The following is a 24338-nucleotide window of genomic DNA, read 5'->3' on the forward strand; positions in this document are numbered from 1 at the left end:
AGTGTTTAAATAAAAATATTTACTTTTTAGCCTTAGCTTTAGCTTTGGAAAAAGATTCTTCGTCTATCCATCTGGCTTTTGTATTGACATCGATAAGGTATAAGATGTTATCCTGTTTTGTCAACAATAAAGTTTTGGTTACCGGTATCGGAACTTTCTTATTTTCAAGCATATCTGCTCTCAGGGAAACAATATTTTTCTTTCTGATGATATCACCTGTGAAAACGTTTGAACTGCTTTCTCCTGTTGCTTTATCATCGAAAACTTCTACATAAGTAGCTGTTTTTCCTTTGATTACAATAAAATCCCTTTCTGTGTGGTCTGCCTCGTCTTTAATGAAAACAAATTTTTTGTTGTCAATGTTTACAGATTCCAGATGTTGATTTACTCCTTTTCTTTCTTCAAGTCTGTTAAGAATTTCGTTTAATGTACCATATTGTGCTTTTAACCCAACTGTTGCTCCAATAAATAAAATTCCGAATAATAATTTTCTCATAATAATGTGTTCTTAAAAAAGTTTTGTCAAGATTTTCCATCCTGACAAAACTCCATATTGTATTTAAATTTTAAAGATTTCCTCTTCTTTCCTGTTCTCTTTCCAATGCTTCAAACAATGCTTTGAAATTACCTGCCCCGAAGCTTTGTGCACCGTGTCTTTCAATGATTTCAAAGAAAAGAGTAGGGCGGTCTTCTACAGGTTTTGTAAAAATTTGTAATAAATATCCTTCTTCATCATGGTCGATAAGGATACCTAATTCCTGAAGTTTTTTAAGGTCTTCATCAATGTGACCAACTCTTTCAGGAACCATATCATAATAAGCCTCAGGCGGAGCAGATAAGAATTCTACACCACGTTTTTTAAGCTGAGTTACGGTGTGGATGATATCTCTTGTAGCAACAGCGATGTGTTGTACGCCTTCTCCTTCGTAGAAATCAAGGTATTCTTCTACCTGGGATTTCTTTTTACCTTCTGCGGGCTCATTGATCGGGAATTTTGCAAATCCGTTTCCATTTGACATTACTTTAGACATCAAAGCAGAATATTCTGTGTTGATCTGTTTGTCGTCAAAAGAAAGGATGTTTACAAATCCCATTACTTTCTCGTACCATTCTACTGTCGGAAGCATTCTGTTCCAATCTACATTCCCTACGCAGTGGTCTACATATAGTAAACCGGCTTCTTCCGGCTTGTAGTCGCTTTCCCATTTTTCATAACCCGGCATGAAAGGGCCAGTGTAATTTTTTCTTTCTACAAACATGTGAACAGTCTCCCCGTACGTATAGATTCCGGACATTCTTACTTCACCGTTTTCGTCTGTCAAAGTTACCGGCTCAAGGTAAGGCTTTCCGCCTCTTGAAGTAGTTTCTTCGAAAGCTTTGTATGCGTCATCTACCCAAAGTGCCAAAATTTTTACCCCGTCACCATGTTTTTTTACATGTTCGTTGATTGGTGAATCAGACTTCAGTCCTGTTGTAAGAACTAATCTTATTTTCCCCTGCTGAAGAACATACGATGCACGGTCTCTTACTCCTGTTTCAGGACCGGCATAAGCTACAGACTGGAAACCGAAAGCGGTTTTGTAATAATGTGCAGCCTGTTTAGCATTCCCTACATAAAACTCAATGTAATCTGTACCGTTGATTGGCAAAAAATTCTCTGCTTGAGCAATTTTTTCGGCAAATGTAAGTGTTGACATATTTTCTATTTTTACTTTTATATTTATGGGTATGCAAATTACGAATTTCTTATTAATACGAAAAATATTCACAAACAAACGTTAGGAGAGTTTTTAACATAATATGAAGAAGAGTTCATTTAAGTATGCTTAAGTTTATTATGTTGTAACTAATATGTATATTTTTGTAATACAAAGACAAGTGAAAAAAAAATATTTCGAAAACACAAAGGCCATAGAATTTTCTGTGGCCTTTATTTTTATTGTGAATTATTTTATATTGTTTAATCTTCCTGCATCAGGATTATAATTATCCCAGATCTTCCAGACATTGTCAATTTTCCGGATGAAGTAAATTTGAGTATTAAGCTGATTGACGAAATGCTCTTCACCGGTTTCACCAACTTTGAATAGAAGATTCCAGAATTCCTGAGATTCTAAGATTTTTTTTTCGGGCTCATCCGTTACGATGTTGATATCAAAAACTTCATAATTCGATCTGTTGTTTTTCGTTACCAACTGGAATTCTCTGTCACATAATTCTTTGCTGAACTGCGATGCTCTTTCAAGGAAAGGAGATTCGTCAAAAACAAGATCTTTGAATAATTCGGTTTTATGCTTTGGGAATTGTTTGTAGAACCCAAAAACAGTTGCGCAGTAATCATATACTATCTGCAGGAATTTCTGATTGTTGTTGTCTTCATTTTCCTGTCTCTTTTCCTTGACAAACTGGATATAGGCGTTTAGATCTTTATAGCCCAGAAAAATACATATTTTATCTAATGTCTTTAAAAACCTAAGATCATTGTGCGTTTTGTCCTGGTAATCGTTTTCAAAAAAACGTTGTAATGTAACGTGCGAAATAGTATTTCCTATCTCGAATTTTTTTCCACCTTTTAGCTCCTCAGCATCAGATAATTCGTCTTTTATGATTTCGGAAAGAATAATATAATGGCTTCTCTTCCATTCATCGACATTCCCCAAAACCGAATTCCTCACCTTAGAATGCTTTACAACTTCTTCCCGTATAGAATTATATATAGTCTTCAATTTCCAATGTTTAAAAAGCTTTTTATCAAATATACTGCCAAAACCTTGAGGGTTTTTTATTATTTCCTTATATTAAATTAAAAGTACGTTTTTTTAGATTAATACAACTAATTAGTGAAAATTTTTAACAATAAACGCTAAATTAATGTTTAAATCGCTCATAAGCAGCCCTTCCCAACATCTCTCTATCATCAGGATGAGCAATACTGATCAATTCCTGAGCTCTCTGACGAAGATTTTTCCCATATAAATAAGCTGTCCCATACTCCGTGACCACATAATGTATGTGACCTCTTGTAGTAACGACCCCCGCTCCCTGTTTAAGAAAAGGAACAATTCTCGAAACCCCTTTTTTCGTTCTTGAAGTGATGGCAATAATTGGTTTTCCGTCTTCACTTAAAGCCGCTCCCCGCATAAAATCCATCTGACCGCCAATCCCGCTGTACTGCATGGTTCCGATGGAGTCTGCACAAACTTGTCCCGTTAAATCAATTTCAATAGCAGAATTGATAGCAACCATTTTTTTGTTTCTCATGATATTGATCGGGAAATTGACAGCACTTACATCATTGAAGGCGAAAACTGTATTGTCATCTACATAATCATATAACTTCCTGGTACCGAAGCAGAAGCTGGTAATGGTTTTATTGTTATGGTAGCCTTTATATTTGTTGTTGATAACATCACTTTGAATTAAATCAACCACGCCGTCACTTAACATTTCCGTGTGTACACCGAGATCTTTATGATTGTTTAAACACTTTAAAACAGCATCCGGAATTGTTCCGATACCCATTTGTAATGTTGATCTATCATCAATTAATTCAGCTACATTTTTTCCGACCTCCATTTCTTCAGGACCGACTTTTGCTCCGTAATCTACCGTCGGAAGCTCTTCTTCATGCCAAACCAGTTTATGGATTTTACTGATGTGGATCATCCCGTCACCGTGGGTTCTCGGCATTCTCGGATTAACAATTGCAACGATGATTTTTGCTGTATCAACGGCGGATCTGGCCACATCAACGGAAGTCCCCAATGTACAAAAACCATGTTTGTCCGGTGGAGAAACTGTGATTAAAGCAACATCCAGCGATAGAATATTTTTTCTGAATAAAATAGGAATTTCACTTAAAAAAACAGGCACAAAATCACCTCTGTCAGAGTTCACCGCATCGCGTACAGGCGTAGAAACAAACAATGAATTAATAAAAAACTTGTCTTTGTATTCCGGTTTTGCAATTTCCACATTTCCCTGCTGGGTAATGGAAACCATTTCTACATTTTCGAGACGGTGGGATTGCCTCGCTAATTCATCAATTAAATAATTTGGGGTACACGCGCTTCCGTGAAAAAAGACGCGGTTCCCGCTTTTGATCGTATAAATAGCTTCTTCTGCGCTAATATAATTATGCATATTAAAGTTTTAGTAATTATTATTTACGATTTTAATTACTTAAAGATACTTTATATTACTTAAAATTGAACTGAAATTTTTAAAACATTTGTCATATTTTAAATGAATTTTAAAAAAAGAAAAAGGCTAAATCTAATATATTTAGCCTTATTAAATTGTCTTATATTAAAATAATTTTTATTCCTGAGAACGGTCTTCCATTGTTTTATCCTGCTCTTCCAACCAGGAAGTTTTGTAGGAAGGATCTTCTACTTTCAAGGCTTCTTCAGTAATTTTCAAAGGACGGAAAGGATCAACCATTACGGCATATTCCTCCGTGAATTTTTTACCGATACTTCTTTCCATTGCGCCTGGATGAGGTCCGTGAACGATTCCTCCGGGGTGGAGGGTAAAGTCCATTAAATCAATATGATTACGGCTCATAAAATCTCCTTCCGTATAGAATAAAACCTCATCAGAATCAATATTTGAATGGTTGTAAGGTGCAGGAATTGCCAACGGATGATAATCGTACATTCTTGCACAGAACGAACAAACCACGAAATTATGCCCCTCAAAATTCTGGTGAACTGGTGGCGGTTGGTGAATTCTACCCGTAATCGGCTCGAAATTTTTGATATTAAATTTATATGGATAAAAATAGCCGTCCCAGCCGACAACATCGAACGGATGCGTTGCGTATATGAAATCCGTGATCTGATTTTCTTTTTTTACCTTAATTAAAAATTCTCCTTTTTCGTCTTTAGGTTCCTTAAATGTCGGAGCGATAATATCTCTTTCGCAGAACGGCGAATGTTCCAGCAATTGCCCGAATTCATTTCTATATCTTTTTGGAGTGTAAATCGGGGAATGACTTTCCAATACGAAGAAAACGGTATCATCGGAATGCAATTCCACCTGATAAATTGTCCCTCGAGGAATAATCAGATAATCACCAACAAAAAAATCAAGATCTCCTACAAAAGTTTTCAAAATTCCGCTTCCCTGATGAACGAATAAAAGTTCGTCACATTCTGCATTTTTGTAAAAATAATCCATTGATTTTCTTGGCTTGGCCAATCCCATTTTCAGGTCGTTGTTGACCATTAAAAACTTTCGGCTGTCCATAAAATCGTCCTCGGGAGTGACATTCATTCCTTTAAACATTCTTGGCGTAACGTTTTTATCAACCGCAATTTTTGGGGTAACATCTTTTGGTTCGCCGATCGATTTTATCTGGGTCGGACGATGAATATGATATAGCAAAGATGAAATTCCATGAAAACCTTCCGTCCCGAAAAGCTGTTCATAGTAAAATTTATCTTCCGGAGACTTAAATATAGTATGTCTTTTTTGAGGGATTTTTCCCGACTGATGATAGCTCATTTTACTTTTATATGAAGTTTCTCAAATTTAATAATTTTTGATGAATAAATTTTCAGGAGATTTTACCACAAAGTTTTTTCTTTCAAAAATAATTGTTAGTTTTGTCTAACAATTTTAATTTCATGAAACAAATATTATTTTTTGTCATCTTTTTACCATCTTTTTGTTTCTCCCAGGAAACGGATAGTTTGGAATTAAATCAATCAAATAAGCTTGATTCAATTGAAATTGTAAAGAAGCGGGAGATAAAAACAAAGGTAATTGATGATGTTGTAATTACTGGGACTATAAAACCGATCAGCAGATCAAAAAGTCCTGTTGCAGTGGAGATTTACAGTCAGAAATTTTTCCAGAAAAATCCCACTCCGAATATTTTTGAAGCCATTGCAATGGTAAATGGTGTAAAACCCCAACTGAATTGTTCGGTTTGTAACACTGGAGATATCCATATCAATGGTCTGGAAGGGCCTTACACAATGATTTTAATTGATGGAATGCCAATTGTAAGTTCGCTTTCTACGGTTTATGGTTTAAGCGGAATCCCCAATAGTTTGATTGATCGAATTGAAGTTGTAAAAGGCCCCGCATCCTCTCTCTACGGCTCAGAAGCAATGGGCGGAGTTATTAATATTATCACCAAAAATGCTTTGACCGCTCCAAAATTAAGTGTTGATCTCATGACAACAACCTGGAGTGAAAATAATATTGACTTGTCAACAAAATTTAATATCGGGAAGAATATAGCTTCATTATTAAGCTTAAATTATTTCAGTTTTGAAAGAAAAATTGATGAAAATAAAGATAATTTCACCGATTCTGCTTTACAAAACAGGATTTCTGTCTTCAATAAATGGAATTTTCAACGAAAGGAAAACAGGATGGCGAGTTTTGCCTTACGGTACCTGTATGAAGATCGTTTCGGGGGAGAAATGCAGTGGAATAAATCTTACAGAGGAAGCAACGAAGTGTATGGAGAAAGTATTTATACCAATAGAGTAGAGGCTTTCGGGATGTATCAATGGCCGATGAAAGAGAATATTTTCACTCAATTTTCATATAATTTTCATGATCAGAACTCTTTTTATGGAACAAATCCTTTTGAAGCGACGCAGAAGGTAGCTTTTGTTCAAACGTATTGGGATAAAAAATTCGGAAACCATGATCTGATTTTGGGAGCAACTTTTAAAAAAACATTTTATGACGACAACACACCCGGAACTTTTTCGTCAGACGGAATAACTAACGAACCTATGAAATCTCCAATTTTGGGAGCATTTATTCAGGATCAATGGGAAATTAACGAAAAAAATACATTGTTGTTGGGCTACAGATTTGATTACGATAAAATTCATCATTCTGTGCATTCACCCCGTTTTGCGTGGAAATTTTCTCCCAATCCTTATCATACTTTACGATTCAATTTTGGAACAGGCTTCCGTGTCGTGAACTTATTTACGGAAGATCATGCAGCTTTAACGGGCTCGCGTGAAGTGGTGATTAAATCCAATTTAAAACCCGAAAAATCCATCAATGGGAATTTGAATTATGTTTGGAAAATCCCTGTCGGAGAACGGTTGATAAACTTGGATGCTTCTGCGTTTTACACCTATTTCAGCAATAAAATTGTCGGTGATTTTGATTCTGATCCTGAAAAAATTATTTACGATAATCTCAATGGTTACGGAATTTCGAGAGGGGTTTCGATGAATATTGATTATAATTTTAGTTTTCCATTGAGTGTTAATTTTGGGGTGACTTATCTTGATGTCTATCAGAAATTTGATGGTGAAACCGGAAAAGTGCAGCAGCTTCATGCCCCAAAATGGAGCGGAACATATAACTTAACCTATAAATTTCCTAGTAATTTAACGGTAGATTTCACCGGACAATTTTACGGGCCGATGCGATTACCGGTTTTACCAAATGACTATCGACCGGAATATTCTCCGTTTTATTCACTGGCAAATATTCAGGTTTCAAAAAGTTTCAAATCCGGATTTGAAGTGTATTGCGGAATTAAAAACCTGTTCAATTTCACTCCGAAAGATCCATTGATGCGACCGTTTGACCCGTTTGATCAACACGTAAATGATCCGATTAATAATCCCAATCATTATACTTTTGACACCACTTACGGCTATGCTCCGATGCAGAAAATCAGAGGGTTTTTGGGTGTAAAATATATTTTGAAATAAAATTTTACCGCAAAAGAAACAAAAGAAATGGTTGAAAAAAAGAGTGACAAAAAGCTTACAAAATGCAAGGTTTTTTATGCTTCATGTTTTTGTCGGCTTTTAAGTATCTCAAAAATGAACTGAAATCTTTTGCCTCTTTTACGGTAAAAAAATAAATGTAATGAAAGTTTTAACGATAATTTTATTTTTAATGTTAGTGCCTTGTTTTTGTCTTTCGCAGATGAAAACAGGTACTTTTTCTGATCTTGAAAAACTTAAAAAGGAAGATTCTAAACCGGTTATTATTCACATTTACACGGACTGGTGTTCTGTCTGTAAAATCGAAAAATATAATTTAAGTAAAGACAAAGAACTGATTAAAAAAATTAATGAAGATTTTTATTTCATCAATTTTGAAGCAGAAAAAACGAAAGAGAGAATTAATTTTCTAGGGCAAGAATTTAATTATTTGCCTAATGGAAATTCGGGGATTCATGAGTTGACTTTGGCTTTATCGAAGAATAAAAATCAGCCTGTTTATCCGTTGTGGATTTTTTTAGATAAAAATCAGAATTTGGTTTATTATCATGAAGGAGAGTTTAAACCTGAAAAAGTGAAGGAGAAGTTGGTAGAGATTTCTGCTTTGTAGGTTTTTTAAACGCAACGTTCGCAAAGATTTACTTCAATAAAACAGCAATAATCGCCAAAATTGCAGGTAAAGCCTGAACAAAAAATATTTTCTTCGTCGCGGAAATTGCTCCATAAATTCCTGCAATCGCTACACAACTCAGGAAAAATAAGGCAACATTAGTCTGCCATTTCGGATCTTCAATAAAGAAAGACCAAATTAATCCCGCCGCTAAAAAACCATTATAAAGTCCCTGATTAGCGGCCAATCCTTTTGTCGGTTTAAACATTTCTGCGGGCAAAGCAGCTTTAAAAACTTCTTTTCCTTTTGTTTCCCATGCAAACATTTCCAGCCAGAGAATGTAGATATGCTCTATTGCTACAATTGCGATCAAAATTTTTGCTACGATTTCCATGATTTACTGTTTTGTCATTGTAAAACTAAAAAAATAAAGTTAAGTTTGGTTATACAATTTCAAAATGGATACTTTCAAGACACATTTAGATAAGTTTATCAGTATTAATGAAGAAGAATATATTTCTGTTCTTTCTTTTTTTGAGGTATTGGAAGTGAAAAAAAAACATAATCTAATGCTTGATGGCGAAATTTGTAAATCCATGTATTTTGTAGTGAAAGGCTGTCTCAGAAAATTTTTTGTTAATGAAAAAGGAGTAGAACACACCACGGAATTTGCTATAGAAAACTGGTGGATCACTGATACTTTTGCTTATGAAAGACAGATTCCGTCAGATTTCTGTATTCAGGCGGTTGAGCATTCAACGATTTTAGTTATTAATTTTCAGGCTCAGGAAGAATTATTAAGAAAGCATCCATTGATGGAGCGATATTTTAGAATGATTTACCAAAGGGCTTATGCGGCTTCCGAGCGTAGGATTCGTTTTTTATACGAAATGAGCAGAGAAGAACTGTACACGCATTTCAGTACGCAATATTCTGAATTTATTCAAAGAATTCCACAATATCTCATTGCTTCATACTTAGGTTTTACACCGGAATATTTAAGTGAAATCAGAGCAAAATTACGTTCTTAAACCAGTTTAAGATTTTTACGGGTTACAAATCGGAACTTTGTCATGTAATTAAAAGCCAATATCATGACAGACCAAAAAGTTCAATATCCGCAATTATTTTTAAGACTTGCAATCGCTGTAACCATGCTTTCGGCAGTGGCCGACAGGTTCGGTTTTTGGGGCGAAAATTCATCATGGGGCAACTGGGAAAATTTCGAAAAATATACAATGAAAATTACCTCATTTCTTCCTGAAAGCTTGAGTGTTTTTTCAGCATATTCAGCAACTTTTTTAGAAATAATTTTTCCATTAATGCTGATTTTAGGATTTAAAACCAAAATTTCAGTATATGGTGCAGGATTCTTGTTGTTGATTTTTGCTTTATCAATGACCATTACATTAGGTCCAAAAGCTCCTTTAGATTACTCGGTCTGGGTAGGAAGTGCAGCCGCTTTTTTATTGGCATCACATGAAAAATATTCATTAAGTATAGATAATTTAATTAAAAAAATATAAAACATTATGAGCACAAGATTCGATATGGCGACTACGGAAGCGGCAGGTTACAAAGCAGTATTGGGACTAGAAGGTTATCTTCAGACAATTTCTATAAATAAAATTCAGAAGGAATTAATTAAAATCAGAGCTTCACAAATCAACGGGTGTGCATTTTGTATTGATATGCATACGAAAGATGCCATAAAATACGGAGAAACTCCACAAAGGATTTTCCTTTTGAATGCCTGGAGAGAAGCTAAAGAGCTTTACACAGAAGAAGAGCAGGTAATCCTGGAAATGACGGAAGAAATTACTCTGATCAGTCAAAAAGGATTAACAGAAGAAACCTATTACAAGGCAAAACAACTCTTTGACGAGAATACAATAGCGCAGATTATTTTGGCGATTGTGACAATCAATGCATGGAATAGAATTGCGATAAGCACGCATGCGCCGATTGGAAAATAATTCTCAATTTTAAAGTTATTTACGAAAAATAGCCTCTCGGGTTGGAGAAGCTATTTTTTTATTGGCATTTAATCTGTAAAACATTGGCATTTAATGGCTGTTCTACTTTCCGTTCCAACTTTTTATCATGTAAAGTAATATAAATTTCCATTGAGCCGGTTCCGACGTGAAGTGATAAAATATGTCCGCCAAAAGCATTGAATTGATCATCAGTAGCAACACCATGAACGTGGATGGAAGGGCCCTTTTCGTTCCATGCAATTGATCCGGTGAGGCTTCCCATTTCTACTTTATTAAATGTTTTCGGATTGAATTTTTTGGCATTAAAATCATAAAATCCAAAAGTAACGTCCGATGCAAAACCGATTCCTGTAAAGCTGGCAGACGGAATATTTTCTGTCTTGGCCAGATTTTCAATATGAGCAATCACATCATCACCTTGTCGAAGTACCATCAGGTAGCCTGTCGGCGTTTTTGTGTAACGGCAAATCTCTTTTTGTTGTGCTGAAAAGATATTCATAATTAAAATTGTAAATAGTAAAATAATGGATTTCAATAACTTCATATCAATTATATTTAAAATTAAGAATGAAATTTTTACACCAAATCAGCAAATGAAAAGTAAATTATTTATTTAATTCTTTTAAAATAGCTTCACCCACACTTTTTGCAGATTGAGGATTTTGTCCTGTAATTACTCTTTGGTCGCTCACCACATGATTTTGCCAAAGCCCGGATTTTTCAAATTTTGCACCTCTTTCTTTTAATTTATCTTCCAAAAGGAAAGGAACAACATTCGTTAATTTCACTTCAGATTCTTCTTCGTTGGTAAAAGCATTGATCTTTTTGCCATCAACCAAATATTGCCCGTTATTAAGTTTAATATTAACCAAACCGGCCGGTCCGTGGCAAACAGCGGCTACAATTCCTCCGTTTTCGTAAATTTTTGAAGCAATATTGGATAAATCCTTATTATCTGCAAAATCCCACATCGCACCGTGGCCACCAGCATAAAATATGGTAGAATATTCATCAGGATTTACCTGAGAGGGCTGTAACGAGCGGTCAATTTTACTTTTGTCCTTACTTTCCCAGAATTCTTTGTTTACGGGATCCTTCAAATCAAAGCCGTCAACGGGAGGAGTTCCGCCTTTCGGACTCACAAAATCTATTTCGTAGCCTGCCTTGTGAAGGACTTCCCAGGGATGCGAAACTTCACCAAGATAATATCCGGTATTCTCGCCTGTATTTCCTTTTTTGTCATGACTGGTAACGACAAATAAAATTTTCTTTTTCATATTTTTTGATTTTTTTGTTTGTGCCTGGATCAAGCTTACGGTGAACAAGGCAAGCAATAAAAATGCTATTTTTTTCATATTAAATAATATTGGTTTTATAAATCTGAGGTTTTTCCTGTAATTTTTCATCAACTAAAGTTCCGAAATCCAAAATATATGGTTGCTGATTGTGTTGAAATAAGCCTTCTTCACTTTTCCAGATTTCATAGAAAATAAATTGATTTTTATCCTCAATTCCCTGATGGAGCGTATACAATTCACAGGCTTCCTCTTTTCTGGTTTGTTCAACCATATTTTGAAGAACGTCCAAAACTTCGGTTCTGAACTCTTCTTTTGCCTTTATAACTGCGGTAAGATAAATTTTCATTTAAACTAATTGTGGTTTTAATTCTTTTTCAAAAACAGATGTAAGATGTTCCCTGTAAAGCTTCATATCGCGTTTAATATTCGCATTCTTTTCCACGTCGTGGAAGTGAAAACTTTTCATCTTTTCTAAAGAAACAAAAGCGTTCATTCTATGGAATCCAAATAATGGTCCATTATCTACACTTGTTTCATTGAAAAATTCTCCGGGAAGCGTGAAAGCTGTTTCGGGTGCATTCCAGCTTGTGGTCACCATATATTTTCTTCCGCCAAGCATTCCGCCGGTGCCGTAATTGATTTCCGGATTGTCTGAAGTTCTTCCGTCACTCATATAAATTCCTTTGGCATGGCCTGCTGTGAAGACTTCATCAATATATTTTTTAAGACCATTCGGAAGTTGGAACCACCAGATTGGTGTGTGATAAATAATATAATCTGCCCAAACGAACTTCTGAACTTCTTCATTTTTATTATAACCTTCATCAACATTTGTGATTTTAACTTCTACATTTTCAAACTTCTTCAAGACTTCCATTGTGTTTTCTGTAATGGTTTGATTATATTTTCCGCCGGAATGCCCGAAGTTTTGTCCACCGTTGATTATTAATACTTTTTTCATTGTTTTTATGATTGTTTAAATTTTACAATGCAAAGTTATGTTCGATTATTGTATAATAAAAATTATATAAATTATAGTTTTGTATTATAATTATGATAGTAAAAGTGTCGGTTTTTAAAAACTTACTCCTACCTTTGTGAAGTGAAATTGACAATTAAATTTGCTTTATCAATTTCTCTCGATTTTAAAAATTGACAATCGACAGCAAGCAAATTCACTATTCATAGTAGAAATTATGGTTAATTTAGAATGGTACCGAACTTTCAAAGCGATTTATAAAACCGGAACACTGACCGGAGCGGCGGATTCCCTGTTTATTTCACAGCCGGGCGTGAGTTTACATTTAAGTTCGCTTGAAGCTTATGTGGGATATAAATTATTCGACAGAACGGGAAGGAAAATGATCCCGACGGAAAGGGGAAAAGTCTTATTTAATGCTGTTTCTGAACCTTTATCGAAACTTGAAGATGCTGAGAAAAATTTTCAGAAATCTACTGAAAAACATACTCCAACGATAAGTGTGGGAATGTGTTTTGAAACTTTTCAAACAACTTTGGAACAATATGTTTCTACTTTAGATTTTAATTTAATTATCAGTTTCGGGGAATATCCGGAAATGCTGGATCAGCTGGATAAAGGAATTTTAGATTTAATTATTACACCCAAAAAAGGGACTTCACCTAATATTTTACATGAAGCATTTTCTTCGGAACAGATTATTTTGGTGGGTGGAAAAGATGTTGATACACAAGATTTTGAAGAAACTTTAAAAGCCAAAGGTATAGAGCACGCTGAGGAATGGCTGAAACAGGAAAAATGGTATGGAACTACGGGCGATATGGAGCATCTTTTCCAATTCTGGATTCTGAATTTTGGACATAAACCTAATTTCCGTCCGAATTATATTGTTCCGAACTTAAACTCAATCATCCGTTGCCTGAAAGGCGGAACCGGATTGGCTGTCGTTCCTGATTTTTTATGCAAAAATGAAATCGAAAACGGGGAAATAAAATTAATCTGGGAAGGTGAAAAAACATTGGAAAATACACTGTATTTCGGATGTAGAAAGAAGACCAATTATGTGGATGAAATTGATCATATTAAAAGTCTTTTCAGAAAAATGATGAGTAAGGAAGAGGACCAGAAGTTAGAGATTAGAAATTAGTATAAAAATTTTATCGAAATTTGTTAGATACTTAATTAAATAAAATAAGCAATTATGCAACAAAAAACATACACAGGACAGCCTGTAATTACATTAAATAACGGAGTGAATATTCCGGCTTTGGGCTTTGGAGTTTGGCAGATGGAAGATTTGAAAGAGTGCGAAAATGCAGTAATCAAAGCCATTGAGACAGGGTATAGGATGATTGACACTGCTGCTATTTACCTTAATGAAACAGCAGTTGGAAACGCAATCAAAAACAGTGGAGTAAACAGAGACGAATTGTTCATCACATCAAAACTTTGGGTTCAGGATGCAAGCTATGAAAAGGCAAAAAGTGCTTTCCAGAGAACGCTTGACAGGTTGCAACTGGATTATCTTGATATGTACCTTATTCACTGGCCTTATGGGGATTTTATAGGCGCGTGGAAAGCGATGGAGGAGCTTTATCAAGAAGGTAAAATCAAGGCAATAGGGGTTTGTAATTTTACAGTTGAAAAATTGGAAGAATTAAAGGCAAATTCAACAGTTCTTCCTGTTATCAATCAAATCGAGCTGCATCCGATTTTCCAGCAAAAAGAACTGCAGGTTTACAATAGGGAAAATAATATTGTGACTCAACCCTGGAGTCCGCTTGGGAACGGAAATGCGGGACTTTTAGAGAATGAAGAATTAAAAAATATCGCAGAAAAACATGGTAAAACAGTAGCCCAAGTCATCCTGAGATGGCATTTGCAGGAAGGTTTCTGTGTGATTCCAAAGTCTGTGACACCTTCCAGAATCGAAGAAAATTTCAATGTTTTTGATTTTGAACTGGCAGAAAATGAAATGAATGTTGTCCGTTCTTTAGACACAGGAAAAAGATTGTTTTTTGATCCGAAAGATCCGGCTTGGGAACAGAAAATGTTAAATGCTGTGGCAGATATTTAAGTGAAAAAATTATAAATAATTAAGAAGCAGTAGTTTATTGCTTCTTTTTTTTGTGAATCAATTAAAAATTTACAAAATAAAATTTAACTTTACTATTCCAAACCATAAAAATTGATACCATGTCAAAAGAAGAGAAGAAACCAACAGAAAGTGCCGTTCCTGAAGATATCAACGAGCCAACTACCGAGGGAATAAACAACTTAATGGATGTTCCCGAGCATCCAACATTCGGGCATGGCGGCATTTATCGGGACGCAATACACTCTACAGGCATTCTATATCAGAATGCGATAAGCGACCAAAACCAGCAGAATATTCTGGGACAGGCTGCGACTGTACAGGGAGTGATACAGATTTACAGTCTGGATACCACCGCCAATACTACACCAACGCATCATCCCGAAAACAGCGTAGAACCTACTCATGGTGAATACAATCATCATGACAAAGACAAAAAATAAGCAAAAACTCCTTTCAATTCGAAAGGAGTTTTTTATGATAAAATTTATTTGGTCAAGTCCAGTCCGCCAAAATTTCCGGAGCTCATCATCATGTAAACTCCCTGGGCTTTGTTCAGCGTATTCCAGTAAGCATGAAGCTCTTCAGCGTTTGTGAAAACCCTTAGATTTTCATTTTTGAATTTTTCTTTAATCAGATCTGGAGAAATAGGCTCCATTCTTTTGATTTTCAGAGCATCTTCGGAATAGAAAACAACGGCTTCATCCAAGCCATCCATGGCGTGGTCATATTGTTCCAAAAATACAGGATTTAAGCTTGAATAGGTATGAAGCTCAAGGAAACCGTATTTTTTTTCGTTTTTAAATTGTTCGCAAAAAGCTTTCACAGCAGCTTTTACCTTACTCGGAGCATGGGCAAAATCTTTATAAAGAACCCCTTTATCTTCTCTTTCAACCTTTTCGAGACGTTTTGAAGCGCCTTTGAAACTCATGATCGCCTCATAGAAATCTTCATCCATAATCCCCAAAGTGTGGCAGATATGTCTTGCACCTTCAAGGTTTAATAAATTATGAGCTCCAAATACGGAAAGAGGAATATCTCCCATTCCAGTTTTTAAATGAACTTTTCCGTTGCTGATATCATATTCCGGAGTTTTGTAAGGGATTTTTCTGAAATAATTTTCAGCATTTTCCACTACTTTTACTACTTCGGCATCTTCTTCATTATAAACTAAAACGCCGCCCGGAGTAATGCTTGCCACAAACTTTCTGAACTGCTCGATATAATCATCAAACGTTTTAAAAACGTTGATGTGATCCCAGGCAATTCCACTTAGCAAAGCGATATTTGGCTGATAGAGTAAAAATTTTGAGCGAAGATCAATAGGAGAGGAAAGGTATTCATCACCCTCCAATACCATAAAATCATTATCCTGAGTCAGTTTTACCATACAGTCGAAACCTTCCAATTGTGCTCCCACCATGAAATCTACGTCTTTCTGATGGAAATTCAACACGTGAAGAATCATTGATGTAATCGTAGTTTTCCCGTGAGAACCTGCGATAACAACTCTGGTTTTAGTTTTAGACTGTTCGTATAAAAATTCGGGATAAGAATATATTTTTAAACCCAATTCCTTAGCTTTTGCTAATTCAGGATTGTCCTGATGAGCGTGCATTCCGAGAATTACAGCGTCAATATCCGGAGTGATCTTTTCAGGAAACCAGCCCATTTCTTCGGGTAAAATTCCTTTTTTTTCCAATCTGGATTTTGACGGTTCAAAGATAGCATCATCCGAACCTGTTACCTGATATCCTTTATCTTTTAATGCAATGGCAAGGTTATGCATGGCGCTTCCGCCGATAGCAATGAAATGGGTCTTCAACTTGTCTACTGTTTTTTTACATTATTATTAATGATCTCCTGAAAGGCATCCGTAATGTTCGTCCAATTGCTTTTATAATTGGTCATTATAGAACTTGCATCTGTTTTGCTGCCTTCATTCGGACCTTTTTTTACATTAATAGAAGTCGCTACATTATCATAGATCTTTTGGTGATCTTCCTGTATTCTTCTGAAATTGTTTTGGGAAAGCGTATTATCCAGTTTTTTCAGATCTTCGTCTGAGATCTTAAAATCCTGCTTATGCTTTTTTCCATGGCCTTCGAAAGAATAATGTGCATTATTACCTTTGATCAGTAAATTTTCATAAATGGGAGCATAGCCTCCGCTTTTAGAATAACTGATGTCAAACTCCGAATATACTTTCTGGCTGTTGCACGAAACTAATACTATGATTGCGAATAAGAGCCCTATTATTCTTTTCATAATTTTTAATTTACTTTAATTATCTGAATCCTTTTGTTCTAATTTTTTAGCTTTAAGTTCTTCATCATAATTGTGCAGTAAATTGAAATCTTCCGTCTGCTCAATGGCAGTCATGATTTTCAACAAAATTTCATGTGCGTTTTCTTTGTCGTAATCAATATCAAGAGGTGCTTTGAACTCCATGGTAGGTTTTACGCCTGTTACCTTTACACGGAGGCCTTTTTTATCAAATGCCCTTCGGAATCCGTTGATTTTTATCGGAATTACGATCGGGCGCTGATTTTTTACAAGCTTCGCCGTTCCTCTTCTTCCTTGTGCAAAAGCGGAGGTAGTTCCTTGAGGGAAAGTAGCTACCCAGCCATTGTCTAAGGCTTTCATAATATTATCCACCTCATTCAGGTCTACCATTCTGTTGACATTCTTGCCTTCAGCTCTCCATGTTCTTTTTACCGTAACAGCGCCTGCAATTTTAAAAATTTTCGGAAGAATACCTTTATTCATGGTTTCTTCGGCTGCTACATAGTAAAAATCGATCTTTGGATTTAGCAGGTAGATCGGGTTTTTAATGGTGTCCAAATATCCGTTGTTTACAGCGCAGAATGCGTGATACATTGCTGCTACATCTGCAAAATAGGTCTGATGGTTTGATACGAACAACACGTTGGAATCCGGAAGATCCACAAGGTGCTCGGTACCGGTAATTTTCAATTTATTAAAGCCATTGAATCTTCTGTAAGACACAATACCCAAAATAAAAATAATAAACCTCTTTAAAAAATAAGGTGTCCCGAATGCATCGGTAAAAATATTTTTCTTCGCCATCTCTCAATTAAACACGGTAGTGCAAAGTTACATATTTTTCAGCAACTGGCTGAATTCGCTTAATATCATTGCTGTAGCGCCCCAGATGATGTATCCATTGAAATTAATTACAGGAACTTCCTTCCCTCCGGCACTTGGTAACGCCATTATTTCGGGCTTATCGGGAAGATTAAGGAAAGAAGTGATGGGAAATTCTATGATTTCCACAGCTTCACTTTGCTGCAAAATAAATTCAGGGTTCCTTTTGGTATATGAAATATAGGTATAAACGTAAAAATTGCTTGGCGGAATGTAGATGGGTGACATTTCCCTGATTATTCTTACATAATCCTTGTCGATCCCAATTTCCTCCGAAGTCTCCCGGATAGCAGTTTCTGCAAAATCCTGATCCATTTCTTCACGCTTTCCTCCGGGTAGGGAAATTTGTCCGCTGTGTCTGTCGTGCTCATTAATTGTCCTTTGAATTAATGGAAAATGCCATTCATCATTTTTTAAATATAAAACAATGTTTACAGCGGCAAATTTTGGATTGTTGGCCAAAACTTCTTCATAAGTAAAAACAGGGCGGTAAGGAGGTGAAAAAATGCCGTGAGCGTTTTCTCCGGGCAATTCAATACTTTTTATTTTTCCTAATAAATCTTTTCCAAAACTCATATCTCAAATTTAAGAATATATTTTTTAATCTTGATTTAAATTATGGGTTAAGAGTTAAGAGTTATAAGTTATGAGTTATGAATGACTGTAGTATTTATTTTATATCAAGTTTAATGAATTGTTTTGATCCTTTCAGGATTGTAATCTATCTTATAACTATTTGGTTTTCAAATATTATTAAATTTATCTAGTCAACCATTAGTCAATAAGTTTATTTTATGTAAATTAAAACAATATAGAAACTCATCTAATTTATTAGTTATTTCTTATCAATATATCCCTCAATCCCACCGGTTACTTCACATCTTTCTAAAACTGATTTTGTTGGAATAGAAATAGGGATGTATAGTGGTCTCCTTTGAAAACCAAAAGTATAAAGAATATTTTCGCCTTCTCTGGCCTGCCTCCATTTTTCCCTCGAGCCCTCGCAGACTTCAATCCTGCATTTGTTCTTTCTATTAGTACATTTCTTTCGTGTTCCGCCAAAACACAAAATATTTGGAAAATTAATTTTCCACTGGCGGACTCGTATCAATATTTTCAGAGATAAATTTAAAATGTATCGTTTTTCGAGACATAAATTTAAGCCGGAGCTAACGGCTATAAGAGCTTATCTCTAACGCTTTTGAGGTTTGGCTATGGTGGGCAATCGAAGGATAAACCTGAATTAAATACTTTTCGCCATTACCGAACCTATTAGTAGAAGTCCTTTAAATTCTAACGATATGGTTTATTAATTTCATCAATTTTTGTTCGCAATTCTGCAATCGTATATTTGTCAGATTTACATTGAATTTCTGGAATATTTTTTTCTTTTAAAAAATTATTCAAGTCTTCGCAATCTCGTAACATATTAAATTCCTTATTTTCTAAATCTAGAACAATACCTTTTATATTTCCATTTATTGAATAAGTTAGGGGATTTATTGCTCCTAATGCAGATTTTGAAAACTGTCCTCTCATACTTTCTTCAAAATAAATAAATCGACCATAGTTAGTTACCTTACAAAACCGTGAGTATGCATCTGGATCGTATCCCCTGTCTTTTTTGTTAGTGTATTTTCTGTAAGTTTGAAAATACATATCTCCTTTATATGAAACTGCTAATGGAAATTTAATTTTTTTATTGTTCTCTTTAAAATAGAAAAATGCTTTTTCAGGCAAAACTATGTCATTGTACTCTTCGTTTGTTTTAAAGTAAACTTCATGTTTTAAAGAAGGATTTTTATTTAATACATCTTCTAATGTCATATATATACCTTGAGGAAAATCTCCTTTTTTTATAAATTGGTATTCTGGCTTTTGTCCAATAATAATATTGGAAATCAATAGAAAGTAAAATAATATTTTTATTTTCATAACAATTTTTATAATCGTTTTGTGAGATTACTTGATACTTTAATTCTATTTCCAGTTAATCGTTCTATTAATTCCCCAAGTTCCCATTTTCAAACCTTGTTCATACTTAGAAAAAAGGCAAGAAATATAATAACTATTGTAATTATTGCAAAAATATAAAGCTTCTTTTTTTTCATTCCTATTTAAGATTTTATATTTTACAATCTACGATGAAAACCAAGACTATTCCTATAAGTATTAGCAGTACTTCTTGAAACTCCCAAAAACTTAGCAATTCCTTCATCTGACAGTTGTGCTTCTTCAATTAAAAGTTTTGCTGCTTTTTTCCTAGCATCTATATAAATTTCTTTTCTTAATTTTGAAGTGAAATCTAATCTACTGATTCCGGTGTCTAATTCAACAGTTTTTAATATGTATTCAACTAATTTTTCATGATCATGAAACTTTATTGTTTTATCAAAAGAACTATCTTTTTTTAATTCATTATTCATGGTTTCATCGTTTTTTGAGATTGCAAATAGGATTAATGTTTATCAAAATCCAAAATTCTATTACCAATTAATAGATCTATTTTCCCCCCCAAGTTCCTACTTTATCTCTTTTTCATATTTAGAAAAAATAACTAGAAATAAGATAATTGCCATTATTATTGCGAAAATATAGAACTGCTTTTTTTTCATTGTTTTATGAGATTTATTAAACAGTTAATGTGCTATTCAGAACTCTATCAGTAGAAATCCTTAAATCCTAACGATATGGCTTATTAATTTCATCAATTTTTGCTCGCAATTCTCCAATAGTATATTTATCAGATTTACATTCAATTTCTGGAATATTTTTTTCTTTTAAAAAGTTATTCAGATCTTCGCAATCTCGTAACATATTAAATTCCTTATTTTCTAAATCTAGCACAATACCTTTTATCTTTCCATCTATTGAATAAGTTAGGGGATTTATTGCTCCTAATGCAGATTTTGAAAACTGTCCTCTCATACTTTCTTCAAAATAAATAAATCGACCATAGTTAGTTACCTTACAAAACCGTGAGTATACATCTGGATCATATCCCTTGTCTTTTTTGTTAGTATATTTTCTGTAAGTTTGAAAATACATTTCTCCTTTATATGAAACTGCTAGTGGGAATTTAATTTTTTTATTGTCCTTTTTAAAATAGAAAAATGTTTTTTCAGGCAAATTTATATCATCATATTTTTCGTTTGTTTCGAAGTAAACTTCATCTGTTGATGATGGTTTTTTATCTAATACATCTTCCAATGTCATATATACACCTCCAGGAAAATCTCCCTTTTTTATAAATTGATATTCCGGTTTTTGTCCAATAATAATATTGGAAATCAATAAAAAGTAAAATAATATTTTTAATTTCATAACACTTATTATAATTGTTTTTGAGATTATTAGCTTTAAATATATGAATACTTTTTTATATATTATAGACTAATAAATTGTGCAAAAACAGGCACAGCATAAATTGAATATATTAGTTATATAACTTTTTAATCAATATAATATATATAAAGTTATATACTACTAATGTTTTAAAAAAATCGGCGTAACTAAGACAGTTGGCTGTTTTTCATTTTGTACACACAACCGAAAATATCGTTTTTTGAGATTATTTATTACAAGAAAATTAATTATAGATGATGCTTTACCAAATAATAAATAGACTTTCCTGCGAAAAGTAAATTTTTCGTTAAAAACATTGAACATCAATATTTTATTAAAAATATATTAAGTATATTAAAATTAATAATCATATTAATTAAATATTATATATAAATTATTAACTTAGTCAAACCTAATAAATAAATTATAATAACCATTAACCCATCCTTAAAAAAATAATCTTATGGTAAAAAAAATTCTATTCATTCTTGCTTTCGCAGGAATTATAATTGCACATGCTCAAACTGGTAATATTGGTATAGATACCGCCTTGCCTACCACAAAACTTGATATAAATGGGGGCATCACTTATCGCGAAGGAGCACCTATAACAGTCAGTGGAACCACAGTTGTAATTCCTAATCTGTCTTTTTCGCAATATCGGTTAACAGGAACACCTTCTTCAACATTTACAATTACCGGCCCAACAACTTCTGGTGGTACTACAGCAATAATAGCCGGAGCAAGATTGACAATAGTAAATGCCACTTCGCAATCTGGAGTATTGAATAGTTTTTCAGTTTTGCCAGGATTAGCACAGGAATTTACCTATTCTAACGGAAGCTGGACCGCTATCCGAAATCCAAGCGGACCTATTGGGTTATTTGCCAGGTCAGCAGGGACACAGGTATTTAGTGGCGCCCAGGTCATTAATGATTGGGTAGCAACGACAAATAATTTTGGTGCCGCCTGGAATGGCAGTGTATTTACAGTGCCAGTGGGTATGCAGGGCTGGTATAATATCAGTGCGGGTTATAGCACTAACGCAAATTATGCAACAGGCGGCATTCGTACACCTTTTAAACATGTGGTGATACTAGTGAACAGTAGTACAGTAGCACAGGCATCAGCTGCTGTAGTTGTCGATGGTACAGTGAATGGCTTTCAACCCGGAAGTGGAACTGCAAATGCATCAGTCAATTACTATTTAAATGCTGGTGACCAGGTATCCATAATTGGTAATCATTCAAGTTTTCTACATTCTAATAATACTTCTACTCCAGCCCCCTCAGAACCCATACTTACATATCTATCTGTATTGAAGCAGTAACCCGCAAGGCTCTTTTCATATAGATGGCGCTAAAGACAACAACGCAAATGGGGCTCCGCAGCCACACAGAAATTAAATGACGTTATTATTACGATTGGATCGGTTGGTATCGGAACCATTACGCCAACCGTCCCATTTATTTATCATACATCTTTTCTCCTTCATTTTGTTCCCACAATTCATATCACTTTTACAAAAATGATGAGAAAGAACGGAGAAAAGATTTTATCATTTGTGTTTATTCAGCCTCTCATTGGGAGGTTTTTGATTTATATTTAGTGTAGAGTTGTCATTCTTGCAGTAATTTAATTTCCTTTTAGAAATGTCTTAACATGGCAAACTGTAACAATGATTCTGAAAACATATATCCTTTTTAAGATATGGAAGCGTTCGCCTCTTTCATGTAATTTTCCATTGACTTCTTAGTCCACTAATTAAGTTATCGTTTTTTGATATTATTTATAGGTTATTTATTTTAATTTGCTGATGGTTGTTTCATTAACTCCAAAGCTTTCAATGCATTTACGTATATATCATGGACAGCAAAACTATCCAAAATAAATCTATCATTTTGGAAATAAAAATCCTAATATTTCAAGCTTATCAATATCTGAAGTACGTTTATAGTGATTATGTACGATTGCATTTCTAATTTTCCCCAAATCTCCAAATAGGTTATTTTTTAGGTCAGTTTTATTTGTATAACCTAAGCATTTAGCAAATATTGTCCGGTAATTATCTTCCCATAAATTATAAATCATTACTATTGTATTACCCGCCATTATCATTTGATAAAATCCGTGCTCTTTTGCTTCCTCCATATCTAGCTCAGAAAACTTTATCTCAATATTACATTCCTGATCTACAATTTTAAAATTCTCAATATTGTTTTTCTTTTTGTAATCATTAAAAACACTTCTCAAATTATACAATCCGAAATGAGAAAAGCGATAAGCTTTATAGATGTTATGGACTTCAGTTTTAAAGATTTCTATTTCGTTATTAAAGACATTCATATTAAATTTTTACAGATATGCTCAAAGATATATTCTTACTGCGCAATCTATTAGCGTATATTATACTAACTTTTAACTATTTTATAAAAAGTTGCTTTACTTCCAATATTAAAAGCATTCATAATTTCCTCAATTGGAACATTCTTACTTTCATAGGAGCTCTTTACTAAAGGTGCAATCTTTTTATATTTTTCGGTCATTCCTTTTGGTCTGCCTCCCTTTTTACCTCTGGCCCTCGCAGACTTCAATCCAGCATTTGTTCTTTCAATCAAAACATTTCTTTCATGCTCTGCCAAAACACAGAAAATCTGGAAAATTAATTTGCCACTTGCCGAACTTGTATCAATGTTTTCCGAAATAGATTTAAAATGTATTCCTTTTTCATTCAGTTCTGTCACAAACTGGATTAGTCCAACTGTAGTCCTACCGATCCTGTCTAATCTCCACACGGTTAAAGTATCCCCTTTTCGTACGAAATTTAATAAATCGTTAAGCTGCGGCTTTTCTGATTTAACACCACTAACTTTGTCAATAAAAATTTTTTCAATTCCTAAACTCTTTAAAGCATCAGTTTGTAAATCAAGATTTTGCTCAAACTTGCTTACTCTTGCATATCCAATTAACATAAGTACATTTTACTCATTTATTTCAAAAATAGTGTAATTTGTTTTTGTGTACAACGAAAATGTACTGAAAAGGAAATAAAAAAGAGTTGTCAAGTAGTTTTCAAAGAAAGTACATGAAACCGACCGTTTTTAATATATTCTAATCTTGAATTT

Annotated in this window: 29 protein-coding genes; 9 read left to right on the forward strand and 20 right to left on the reverse strand. The window is 34.1% G+C overall.

The features are described 5' to 3' along the window. Positions 1–19 precede the first annotated feature (19 nt). The 5 genes from ATE47_RS01975 to ATE47_RS01995 form a co-directional block, all read right to left on the reverse strand. Complete coding sequence (locus tag ATE47_RS01975) at positions 20–496, reverse strand: hypothetical protein (RefSeq protein WP_062160385.1); 477 nt, start codon at positions 494–496, stop codon at positions 20–22. A 70-nt stretch (positions 497–566) separates the two neighbouring features. Further along, complete coding sequence (gene hppD / locus ATE47_RS01980) at positions 567–1697, reverse strand: 4-hydroxyphenylpyruvate dioxygenase (RefSeq protein WP_062160386.1); 1131 nt, start codon at positions 1695–1697, stop codon at positions 567–569. Between the two features lie 249 nt (positions 1698–1946). Next, positions 1947–2726, reverse strand: a complete 780-nt coding sequence (locus ATE47_RS01985; RefSeq protein ID WP_062160387.1) for a hypothetical protein — start codon at positions 2724–2726, stop codon at positions 1947–1949. Positions 2727–2868: 142 nt separating this feature from the next. Beyond that, the gene (locus ATE47_RS01990; RefSeq protein WP_062160388.1) at positions 2869–4143 is read right to left on the reverse strand and encodes an acetyl-CoA hydrolase/transferase family protein; all 1275 of its coding nucleotides are present in this window, start codon (positions 4141–4143) and stop codon (positions 2869–2871) included. A gap of 177 nt (positions 4144–4320) precedes the next feature. After that, a complete protein-coding gene (locus tag ATE47_RS01995) occupies positions 4321–5508 on the reverse strand; it encodes a homogentisate 1,2-dioxygenase (protein WP_062160389.1) in 1188 nt (395 codons plus the stop codon). A gap of 122 nt (positions 5509–5630) precedes the next feature. Between ATE47_RS01995 and ATE47_RS02000 the strand changes: the two genes are divergently transcribed. Both ATE47_RS02000 and ATE47_RS02005 read left to right on the forward strand, forming a co-directional pair. After that, on the forward strand, positions 5631–7703 hold the full coding sequence (locus ATE47_RS02000; RefSeq protein ID WP_062160390.1) for a TonB-dependent receptor plug domain-containing protein: 2073 nt from the start codon (positions 5631–5633) through the stop codon (positions 7701–7703). Between the two features lie 160 nt (positions 7704–7863). Continuing rightward, positions 7864–8331: a thioredoxin family protein gene (locus tag ATE47_RS02005; RefSeq protein WP_062160391.1), complete on the forward strand. Its 468-nt coding sequence runs from the start codon at positions 7864–7866 to the stop codon at positions 8329–8331. A gap of 28 nt (positions 8332–8359) precedes the next feature. Here ATE47_RS02005 and ATE47_RS02010 read toward each other — a convergent pair whose 3' ends face one another. After that, positions 8360–8725, reverse strand: a complete 366-nt coding sequence (locus ATE47_RS02010; protein ID WP_062160392.1) for a DUF1304 domain-containing protein — start codon at positions 8723–8725, stop codon at positions 8360–8362. A 64-nt stretch (positions 8726–8789) separates the two neighbouring features. On the opposite strand from ATE47_RS02010, the gene ATE47_RS02015 reads away from it, so the two are divergent. The 3 genes from ATE47_RS02015 to ATE47_RS02025 all read left to right on the forward strand — a co-directional run bounded on the left by ATE47_RS02015 (position 8790) and on the right by ATE47_RS02025 (position 10307). Then, a complete protein-coding gene (locus tag ATE47_RS02015; protein ID WP_062160393.1) occupies positions 8790–9362 on the forward strand; it encodes a Crp/Fnr family transcriptional regulator in 573 nt (190 codons plus the stop codon). 63 nt (positions 9363–9425) lie between these two features. Further along, entirely contained in the window at positions 9426–9857 is a 432-nt protein-coding gene (locus ATE47_RS02020; protein ID WP_062160394.1) for a DoxX family protein, read from the forward strand. A 6-nt stretch (positions 9858–9863) separates the two neighbouring features. After that, positions 9864–10307: a carboxymuconolactone decarboxylase family protein gene (locus ATE47_RS02025; RefSeq protein WP_062160395.1), complete on the forward strand. Its 444-nt coding sequence runs from the start codon at positions 9864–9866 to the stop codon at positions 10305–10307. A 58-nt stretch (positions 10308–10365) separates the two neighbouring features. On the opposite strand, the gene ATE47_RS02030 is transcribed toward ATE47_RS02025, so the two are convergent. The 4 genes from ATE47_RS02030 to ATE47_RS02045 all read right to left on the reverse strand — a co-directional run bounded on the left by ATE47_RS02030 (position 10366) and on the right by ATE47_RS02045 (position 12587). Beyond that, on the reverse strand, positions 10366–10872 hold the full coding sequence (locus ATE47_RS02030; protein WP_062160396.1) for a PPC domain-containing DNA-binding protein: 507 nt from the start codon (positions 10870–10872) through the stop codon (positions 10366–10368). Between the two features lie 61 nt (positions 10873–10933). Next, entirely contained in the window at positions 10934–11605 is a 672-nt protein-coding gene (locus ATE47_RS02035) for a type 1 glutamine amidotransferase domain-containing protein (protein ID WP_062163411.1), read from the reverse strand. Between the two features lie 79 nt (positions 11606–11684). Then, positions 11685–11972, reverse strand: coding sequence for a putative quinol monooxygenase (locus tag ATE47_RS02040; RefSeq protein ID WP_062160397.1), 288 nt, complete (start codon positions 11970–11972; stop codon positions 11685–11687). Beyond that, entirely contained in the window at positions 11973–12587 is a 615-nt protein-coding gene (locus ATE47_RS02045; protein WP_062160398.1) for an NAD(P)H-dependent oxidoreductase, read from the reverse strand. A gap of 235 nt (positions 12588–12822) precedes the next feature. Here ATE47_RS02045 and ATE47_RS02050 point away from each other — a divergent pair, with 235 nt between their 5' ends. From ATE47_RS02050 to ATE47_RS02060, 3 genes are all read left to right on the forward strand, one after another. Further along, complete coding sequence (locus ATE47_RS02050) at positions 12823–13752, forward strand: LysR family transcriptional regulator (protein ID WP_062163412.1); 930 nt, start codon at positions 12823–12825, stop codon at positions 13750–13752. A 54-nt stretch (positions 13753–13806) separates the two neighbouring features. Further along, positions 13807–14682 carry an aldo/keto reductase gene (locus ATE47_RS02055; protein ID WP_062160399.1) on the forward strand — a complete coding sequence of 292 codons (876 nt, stop codon included), beginning with the start codon at positions 13807–13809 and terminating at the stop codon, positions 14680–14682. A 119-nt stretch (positions 14683–14801) separates the two neighbouring features. Continuing rightward, the gene (locus ATE47_RS02060; RefSeq protein WP_082632455.1) at positions 14802–15143 is read left to right on the forward strand and encodes a RebB family R body protein; all 342 of its coding nucleotides are present in this window, start codon (positions 14802–14804) and stop codon (positions 15141–15143) included. A gap of 44 nt (positions 15144–15187) precedes the next feature. Here ATE47_RS02060 and ATE47_RS02065 read toward each other — a convergent pair whose 3' ends face one another. The 8 genes from ATE47_RS02065 to ATE47_RS02095 form a co-directional block, all read right to left on the reverse strand. Further along, positions 15188–16525 carry a UDP-N-acetylmuramate--L-alanine ligase gene (locus ATE47_RS02065; RefSeq protein ID WP_062160400.1) on the reverse strand — a complete coding sequence of 446 codons (1338 nt, stop codon included), beginning with the start codon at positions 16523–16525 and terminating at the stop codon, positions 15188–15190. A gap of 5 nt (positions 16526–16530) precedes the next feature. Continuing rightward, positions 16531–16968 carry a hypothetical protein gene (locus ATE47_RS02070; protein ID WP_062160401.1) on the reverse strand — a complete coding sequence of 146 codons (438 nt, stop codon included), beginning with the start codon at positions 16966–16968 and terminating at the stop codon, positions 16531–16533. A 15-nt stretch (positions 16969–16983) separates the two neighbouring features. After that, positions 16984–17790, reverse strand: coding sequence for a lysophospholipid acyltransferase family protein (locus ATE47_RS02075; protein WP_062160402.1), 807 nt, complete (start codon positions 17788–17790; stop codon positions 16984–16986). A 27-nt stretch (positions 17791–17817) separates the two neighbouring features. Continuing rightward, positions 17818–18444 (reverse strand): NUDIX hydrolase, encoded by a 627-nt coding sequence (locus ATE47_RS02080; protein ID WP_062160403.1) that lies wholly within the window; start codon positions 18442–18444, stop codon positions 17818–17820. A gap of 259 nt (positions 18445–18703) precedes the next feature. Beyond that, positions 18704–18979, reverse strand: coding sequence for a hypothetical protein (locus ATE47_RS19505; protein WP_236847945.1), 276 nt, complete (start codon positions 18977–18979; stop codon positions 18704–18706). A 182-nt stretch (positions 18980–19161) separates the two neighbouring features. Beyond that, complete coding sequence (locus tag ATE47_RS02085; protein WP_150114760.1) at positions 19162–19803, reverse strand: hypothetical protein; 642 nt, start codon at positions 19801–19803, stop codon at positions 19162–19164. Positions 19804–20000: 197 nt separating this feature from the next. Further along, entirely contained in the window at positions 20001–20294 is a 294-nt protein-coding gene (locus ATE47_RS02090; protein ID WP_062160405.1) for an SIMPL domain-containing protein, read from the reverse strand. Positions 20295–20550: 256 nt separating this feature from the next. Beyond that, complete coding sequence (locus ATE47_RS02095) at positions 20551–21192, reverse strand: hypothetical protein (RefSeq protein WP_062160406.1); 642 nt, start codon at positions 21190–21192, stop codon at positions 20551–20553. A 484-nt stretch (positions 21193–21676) separates the two neighbouring features. Between ATE47_RS02095 and ATE47_RS02100 the strand changes: the two genes are divergently transcribed. Next, a complete protein-coding gene (locus ATE47_RS02100; RefSeq protein ID WP_062160407.1) occupies positions 21677–22543 on the forward strand; it encodes a hypothetical protein in 867 nt (288 codons plus the stop codon). A 566-nt stretch (positions 22544–23109) separates the two neighbouring features. On the opposite strand, the gene ATE47_RS02105 is transcribed toward ATE47_RS02100, so the two are convergent. Both ATE47_RS02105 and ATE47_RS02110 read right to left on the reverse strand, forming a co-directional pair. Continuing rightward, positions 23110–23559, reverse strand: coding sequence for a hypothetical protein (locus ATE47_RS02105; protein ID WP_062160408.1), 450 nt, complete (start codon positions 23557–23559; stop codon positions 23110–23112). A 65-nt stretch (positions 23560–23624) separates the two neighbouring features. Then, entirely contained in the window at positions 23625–24185 is a 561-nt protein-coding gene (locus ATE47_RS02110) for a recombinase family protein (protein ID WP_062160409.1), read from the reverse strand. Positions 24186–24338 lie beyond the last annotated feature (153 nt).

The sequence above is a fragment of the Chryseobacterium sp. IHB B 17019 genome (assembly GCF_001456155.1).
Taxonomy (GTDB): Bacteria; Bacteroidota; Bacteroidia; order Flavobacteriales; family Weeksellaceae; genus Chryseobacterium.

What these genes read in the sequence shown, in the direction of transcription:
- ATE47_RS02020 (WP_062160394.1), top strand. Translation starts at nt 9,426, where the DNA reads ATGACAGACCAAAAAGTTCAATATCCGCAATTATTTTTAAGACTTGCA.
- ATE47_RS02085 (WP_150114760.1), bottom strand. Translation starts at nt 19,803, where the DNA reads ATGAAAATAAAAATATTATTTTACTTTCTATTGATTTCCAATATTATT.
- ATE47_RS02060 (WP_082632455.1), top strand. Translation starts at nt 14,802, where the DNA reads ATGTCAAAAGAAGAGAAGAAACCAACAGAAAGTGCCGTTCCTGAAGAT.
- ATE47_RS01975 (WP_062160385.1), bottom strand. Translation starts at nt 496, where the DNA reads ATGAGAAAATTATTATTCGGAATTTTATTTATTGGAGCAACAGTTGGG.
- ATE47_RS02000 (WP_062160390.1), top strand. Translation starts at nt 5,631, where the DNA reads ATGAAACAAATATTATTTTTTGTCATCTTTTTACCATCTTTTTGTTTC.
- ATE47_RS02015 (WP_062160393.1), top strand. Translation starts at nt 8,790, where the DNA reads ATGGATACTTTCAAGACACATTTAGATAAGTTTATCAGTATTAATGAA.
- ATE47_RS02010 (WP_062160392.1), bottom strand. Translation starts at nt 8,725, where the DNA reads ATGGAAATCGTAGCAAAAATTTTGATCGCAATTGTAGCAATAGAGCAT.
- ATE47_RS02080 (WP_062160403.1), bottom strand. Translation starts at nt 18,444, where the DNA reads ATGAGTTTTGGAAAAGATTTATTAGGAAAAATAAAAAGTATTGAATTG.
- ATE47_RS01995 (WP_062160389.1), bottom strand. Translation starts at nt 5,508, where the DNA reads ATGAGCTATCATCAGTCGGGAAAAATCCCTCAAAAAAGACATACTATA.
- ATE47_RS02070 (WP_062160401.1), bottom strand. Translation starts at nt 16,968, where the DNA reads ATGAAAAGAATAATAGGGCTCTTATTCGCAATCATAGTATTAGTTTCG.
- ATE47_RS02005 (WP_062160391.1), top strand. Translation starts at nt 7,864, where the DNA reads ATGAAAGTTTTAACGATAATTTTATTTTTAATGTTAGTGCCTTGTTTT.
- ATE47_RS02040 (WP_062160397.1), bottom strand. Translation starts at nt 11,972, where the DNA reads ATGAAAATTTATCTTACCGCAGTTATAAAGGCAAAAGAAGAGTTCAGA.
- ATE47_RS02095 (WP_062160406.1), bottom strand. Translation starts at nt 21,192, where the DNA reads ATGAAATTAAAAATATTATTTTACTTTTTATTGATTTCCAATATTATT.
- ATE47_RS02045 (WP_062160398.1), bottom strand. Translation starts at nt 12,587, where the DNA reads ATGAAAAAAGTATTAATAATCAACGGTGGACAAAACTTCGGGCATTCC.
- ATE47_RS02035 (WP_062163411.1), bottom strand. Translation starts at nt 11,605, where the DNA reads ATGAAAAAGAAAATTTTATTTGTCGTTACCAGTCATGACAAAAAAGGA.
- ATE47_RS02025 (WP_062160395.1), top strand. Translation starts at nt 9,864, where the DNA reads ATGAGCACAAGATTCGATATGGCGACTACGGAAGCGGCAGGTTACAAA.
- ATE47_RS01990 (WP_062160388.1), bottom strand. Translation starts at nt 4,143, where the DNA reads ATGCATAATTATATTAGCGCAGAAGAAGCTATTTATACGATCAAAAGC.
- ATE47_RS02090 (WP_062160405.1), bottom strand. Translation starts at nt 20,294, where the DNA reads ATGAATAATGAATTAAAAAAAGATAGTTCTTTTGATAAAACAATAAAG.
- ATE47_RS02075 (WP_062160402.1), bottom strand. Translation starts at nt 17,790, where the DNA reads ATGGCGAAGAAAAATATTTTTACCGATGCATTCGGGACACCTTATTTT.
- ATE47_RS02050 (WP_062163412.1), top strand. Translation starts at nt 12,823, where the DNA reads ATGGTTAATTTAGAATGGTACCGAACTTTCAAAGCGATTTATAAAACC.
- hppD (WP_062160386.1), bottom strand. Translation starts at nt 1,697, where the DNA reads ATGTCAACACTTACATTTGCCGAAAAAATTGCTCAAGCAGAGAATTTT.
- ATE47_RS02110 (WP_062160409.1), bottom strand. Translation starts at nt 24,185, where the DNA reads ATGTTAATTGGATATGCAAGAGTAAGCAAGTTTGAGCAAAATCTTGAT.
- ATE47_RS02055 (WP_062160399.1), top strand. Translation starts at nt 13,807, where the DNA reads ATGCAACAAAAAACATACACAGGACAGCCTGTAATTACATTAAATAAC.
- ATE47_RS02030 (WP_062160396.1), bottom strand. Translation starts at nt 10,872, where the DNA reads ATGAAGTTATTGAAATCCATTATTTTACTATTTACAATTTTAATTATG.
- ATE47_RS02105 (WP_062160408.1), bottom strand. Translation starts at nt 23,559, where the DNA reads ATGAATGTCTTTAATAACGAAATAGAAATCTTTAAAACTGAAGTCCAT.
- ATE47_RS02100 (WP_062160407.1), top strand. Translation starts at nt 21,677, where the DNA reads ATGGTAAAAAAAATTCTATTCATTCTTGCTTTCGCAGGAATTATAATT.